Source organism: Mobiluncus holmesii ATCC 35242, assembly GCF_000185445.1.
GTDB classification, from domain to species: domain Bacteria; phylum Actinomycetota; class Actinomycetes; order Actinomycetales; family Actinomycetaceae; genus Mobiluncus; species Mobiluncus curtisii.
Genome location: NZ_GL622347.1, coordinates 1 through 5,452, shown reverse-complemented (window position 1 = coordinate 5,452; position 5,452 = coordinate 1). Strand labels below are relative to the sequence as shown.

3 rRNA genes are annotated in these 5,452 nt (G+C 53.9%); all 3 read right to left on the bottom strand.

From position 1 onward, the window contains the following. Positions 1 to 65: 65 nt before the first annotated feature. Positions 66 to 182 (bottom strand): 5S ribosomal RNA (rrf, locus tag HMPREF0576_RS08935). A gap of 186 nt (positions 183 to 368) precedes the next feature. Beyond that, positions 369 to 3,465, bottom strand: a 23S ribosomal RNA gene (locus HMPREF0576_RS08930). 274 nt (positions 3,466 to 3,739) lie between these two features. Continuing rightward, a 16S ribosomal RNA gene (locus tag HMPREF0576_RS08925) occupies positions 3,740 to 5,279 on the bottom strand. The 16S, 23S and 5S rRNA genes sit together here, the layout of an rRNA operon. Positions 5,280 to 5,452: the final 173 nt, after the last annotated feature.

Genomic DNA, 5,452 nt, shown 5'->3' with positions numbered 1-5,452 from the left:
GGTGTGGTGTTTAAATGGTTTCGCCCCCAAAATGTTTGGGGGCGAAACGGTTTTTTCAAGTTTTAGTGCGGCGGTTTCCTACTCTCCCACACACCGGCGTGTGCAGTACCATCGGCGCGGGCAGGCTTAGCTTCCGGGTTCGGGATGGGACCGGGCGTTTCCCTGCTGCTATGACCGCCGCCACAATCGTGGACTCTAGTCACTAACCATATTCAGTTAGCAAACCCATGAACACAAGCCGCGATACATAACTGTTAGTACCGGGCTGGTTGGTTCTTATTTGTATAGTGGTCGCGAATACCTGAACGCAAAAGTCTTTCTGCTCTACTCGTTTCATTGTTTGTTCCACGTTATCGGTGGGACTGTGTATGTTGTTGTTATCGGCCGATTAGTACCGGTAAGCTCCACACCTCACGGTGCTTCCACGCCCGGCCTATCAACCCCGTAGTCTACAGGGGGCCTCACGACAAAAGTCACGGAGTCCTAGTCTTGGAGCAGGCTTCCCGCTTAGATGCTTTCAGCGGTTATCCCTCCCGAACGTAGCAAACCAGCCATGCTCTTGGCAGAACAACTGGCACACCAGAGGTTCGTCCGTCCCGGTCCTCTCGTACTAGGGACAGGCCTCCTCAAAACTCCAACGCACGCAGCGGATAGGGACCGAACTGTCTCACGACGTTCTGAACCCAGCTCGCGTACCGCTTTAATGGGCGAACAGCCCAACCCTTGGGACCAACTCCAGCCCCAGGATGCGACGAGCCGACATCGAGGTGCCAAACCATGCCGTCGATATGGACTCTTGGGCAAGATCAGCCTGTTATCCCCGGGGTACCTTTTATCCGTTGAGCGACCACGCTTCCTCAAGCCATGGCCGGATCACTAGTTCCTACTTTCGTACCTGCTCGACCTGTCAGTCTCACAGTCAAGCTCTCTTGTGCACTTACACTCAACACCTGATTGCCAACCAGGCTGAGAGAACCTTTGAGCGCCTCCGTTACCGTTTAGGAGGCAACCGCCCCAGTTAAACTACCCACCAGGCACTGTCCCTAACCCCGATCAGGGGTCAAAGTTAGGAACCCACTTACAACAGAGTGGTATTTCAACAACGACTCCACCAACACTAGCGTGCCAGCTTCACAGTCTCCCACCTATCCTACACAATCGCAAGCGAGCACCAATACCAAGCTATAGTAAAGGTCCCGGGGTCTTTCCGTCCTGCTGCGCGAAACGAGCATCTTTACTCGTAATGCAATTTCACCGGGCTCACGGTCGAGACAGTAGGGAAGTCGTTACGCCATTCGTGCAGGTCGGAACTTACCCGACAAGGAATTTCGCTACCTTAGGATGGTTATAGTTACCACCGCCGTTTACTGGGGCTTAAATTCACCGCTTCGCCAAAGCTAACAGTTCCTCTTAACCTTCCAGCACCGGGCAGGCGTCAGTGCATATACAGCGCCTCACGGCTTAGCATGCACCTGTGTTTTTGATAAACAGTCGCGTCCCTCTTGCTATTGCAACCACCACCAGCTCCACACCGTAAAGACGCTTCACCAGGATGGTCCCCCTTCTCCCAAAGTTACGGGGGCATTTTGCCGAGTTCCTTAACCATGATTAACCCGTCCGCTTTAGTATTCTCTACCTGACTACCAGTGTCGGTTTAGGGTACGGGCGGCTAAAACCTAGCGTCGAGGCTTTTCTCGACAGTACAGGATCACTGAACTTCAACCAAACGGTCTCACCATCAAGTCTCACCCAAACAGCCCCCGGATTTACCTAGGAACCAGGCCACACTCTTAGACGCGCCAAGCCATAAGACACGCGCCAGCTACCTCTCTGCGTCACCCCTGTTAACACGCTTGACTACTAAAACACGGGACCCCAAGACCATCAAACCCCACACACCCGAAAGCATACAGGACCAACAGCATCGGTTAGCACATGTCCCCTCGTCATGGACGGTCCTTCGCCGGTACCGGAATATCAACCGGTTATCCATCGACTACGCCTGACGGCCTCGCCTTAGGACCCGACTCACCCAGGGCGGACAAACCTAGCCCTGGAACCCTTAGTCATCCAGCGGGAAAGATTCTCACTTTCCACTCGCTACTCATGCCTGCATTCTCACTCCCACCAAATCCACCCGAGATCACTCCCGGACTTCAACTCTGGCAGGACGCTCCCCTACCCAACAACACCACTAACACACATACCATGTGCCGTGCAAAATGCTGATGCCGCGACTTCGGCGGTACGCTTAAGCCCCGCTACATTATCGGCGCGGAACCACTTGACCAGTGAGCTATTACGCACTCTTTCAAGGATGGCTGCTTCTAAGCCAACCTCCTGGTTGTCTACGCGACTCCACATCCTTTCCCACTCAGCGCACGCTTAGGGGCCTTAGTCGACGATCTGGGCTGTTTCCCTTTTGACAATGGAGCTTATCCCCCACAGTCTCACTGCCACGCTTAACTTGAACGGCATTCGGAGTTTGGCAGACCTCAGTAACCAAAACGGCCCATTAGTCAACCAGTAGCTCTACCACCACCAAGAAACACGCAACGCTGCACCTAAATGCATTTCGGGGAGAACCAGCTATCACGGAGTTTGATTAGCCTTTCACCCCTACACTCAGCTCATCCCCCCGGTTTTCAACCCAGGTGGGTTCGGTCCTCCACACGCTTCTACACGTGCTTCAACCTGGCCAAGCGTAGATCACCCCGCTTCGGGTCTACATCATGCGACTCCACGCCCTATTCAGACTCGGAATTTCCCTACGGCTACCCCACACAGGTTAACCTCGCCACACAACATAACTCGCAGGCTCATTCTTCAATAGGCACGCCATCACCCCACAAGGCTCTGACGGATTGTAAGCGCCCGATTTCAGGTACTATTTCACTCCCCTCCCGGGGTACTTTTCACCATTCCCTCACGGTACTATCCACTATCGGTCACCAGGAAGTATTCAGGCTTACAAAGAGGTCTTTGCAGATTCAAGACAGATTACACGAGTCCGCCCCTACTCGGGGACACGCACCAACCCAGCACCATGCCAAACATCTACGGGGCTATCACCCTCTCCGGCCTGCCATCCCAGACAGTTCAACTAAACACAACACAAAGGCCCCGCTCCAATACGGAAAGCAGCATACGCCCCCACAACACCCAACAAGCAACGCCCGTACGCTATCACACTCATTAGGTTTAGCCATCCTCCGCTTTCGCTCGCCACTACTCACGGAATATCTTCTCCTGTAGGTACTAAGATGTTTCACTTCCCCACGTTCCCCCCGCACCCCTATCAATTCAGAATACGGTGACAAGCCACAAAACTTGCCGGGTCTCCCCATTCAGGCACCCTCGGATCAAAGCCCGCTCGACGACTCCCCGAGGCATATCGCAGTCCACCACGCCTTTCATCGGCCCCTGGTACCAAGGCATCCACCGAACGCCCAAAAAAACAACAAACCAAACACGGTCTCACCAGAAGAACAAACTAAAACAAGACAAAAAAACTTGCATCACAGATACTCGCACCACTATACAAATAACAACCAACCAACCAAACCACACCACACAACCAAAACAGCCATGCCAATGCAGCCAGCCAGGCCCATAAGCCCAAAACCCGACAGCGCCCCCACCAAAACAGCAGGAAATGTCCATGCCCACGCGCATCCCAAAACCAGAAAACAAAAACCATCACAGACAAAACATCCGCAACACTGGCAATGCTCCCTAGAAAGGAGGTGATCCAGCCGCACCTTCCGGTACGGCTACCTTGTTACGACTTCGTCCCAATCGCCAATCCCACCTTCGACCGCTCCCCCTCAAAAAGAGTTAAGCCACGGGCTTCGGGTGTTACCAACTTTCGTGACGTGACGGGCGGTGTGTACAAGGCCCGAGAACGTATTCACCGCAGCAATGCTGATCTGCGATTACTAGCGACTCCAACTTCATGGGGTCGAGTTGCAGACCCCAATCCGAACCGAGACCAGCTTTAAGAGATTAGCCCCACCTCACGGTATCGCAACCCTCTGTACTGGCCATTGTAGCATGCGTGAAGCCCAAGACATAAGGGGCATGATGATTTGACGTCATCCCCACCCTCCTCCGAGTTAACCCCGGCAGTCCCTCACGAGTCCCCGGCCGAACCGCTGGCAACATGAGGCAAGGGTTGCGCTCGTTGCGGGACTTAACCCAACATCTCACGACACGAGCTGACGACAACCATGCACCACCTGTACACCACCCCGAAGGCTGGCCCATCTCTGGAACCATCGCAGTGTATGTCAAGCCTTGGTAAGGTTCTTCGCGTTGCATCGAATTAATCCGCATGCTCCGCCGCTTGTGCGGGCCCCCGTCAATTCCTTTGAGTTTTAGCCTTGCGACCGTACTCCCCAGGCGGGGAACTTAATGCGTTAGCTACGGCGCAGAAACACAGGATAGCATCCCCACACCTAGTTCCCAACGTTTACAGCGTGGACTACCAGGGTATCTAATCCTGTTCGCTCCCCACGCTTTCGCTCCTCAGTGTCAGTAACGGCCCAGTGACCTGCCTTCGCCATCGGTGTTCCTCCTGATATCTGCGCATTCCACCGCTACACCAGGAATTCCAGTCACCCCTACCGCACTCAAGCCCGCCCGTACCCACCGCAGACCAACAGTTAAGCTGCTGGCTTTCACGACAGACGCGACGAACCACCTACGAGCTCTTTACGCCCAATAAATCCGGACAACGCTCGCGCCCTACGTATTACCGCGGCTGCTGGCACGTAGTTAGCCGGCGCTTCTTCCCCCACTACCATCAACACAGCCAAAACTGTGCCTTTTTCGCGAGAAAAAGGAGTTCACAACCCGAAGGCCTACACCCTCCACGCGGCGTCGCTGCATCAAACTTTCGTCCATTGTGCAATATTCCCCACTGCTGCCTCCCGTAGGAGTCTGGGCCGTATCTCAGTCCCAGTGCGACCGACCACCCTCTCAGGCCGGCTACCCGTCAAAGCCTTGGTAAGCCATCACCCCACCAACAAGCTGATAGGCCGCGAGCCCACCCAATCCCAGAAAAAACCTTTCCAAACACCACCATGCGGTGACGCCTGAATATCCAGTATTAGCAGCCGTTTCCAGCCGTTATCCCAAAGAAAAGGACAGGTTACTCACGTGTTACTCGCCCGTTCGCCACTAATCCACCACAGCAAGCTGCGGCTTCATCGTTCGACTTGCATGTGTTAAGCACGCCGCCAGCGTTCGTCCTGAGCCAGGATCAAACTCTCCAAAAAAAACAAACCAAAAACAGTCCATCCAAAAAGAGCCAGAAAAACCTGACAAACACGGTCCTCATCAAATCAGAAAACCGCAAAAACACTAACAAAAGCACCCCAAAAAAGGGCACCAAAAAAACGCGTAAACAAAAAACAAAACGCTATCGAGATCAAAACCAACAAACCCACTC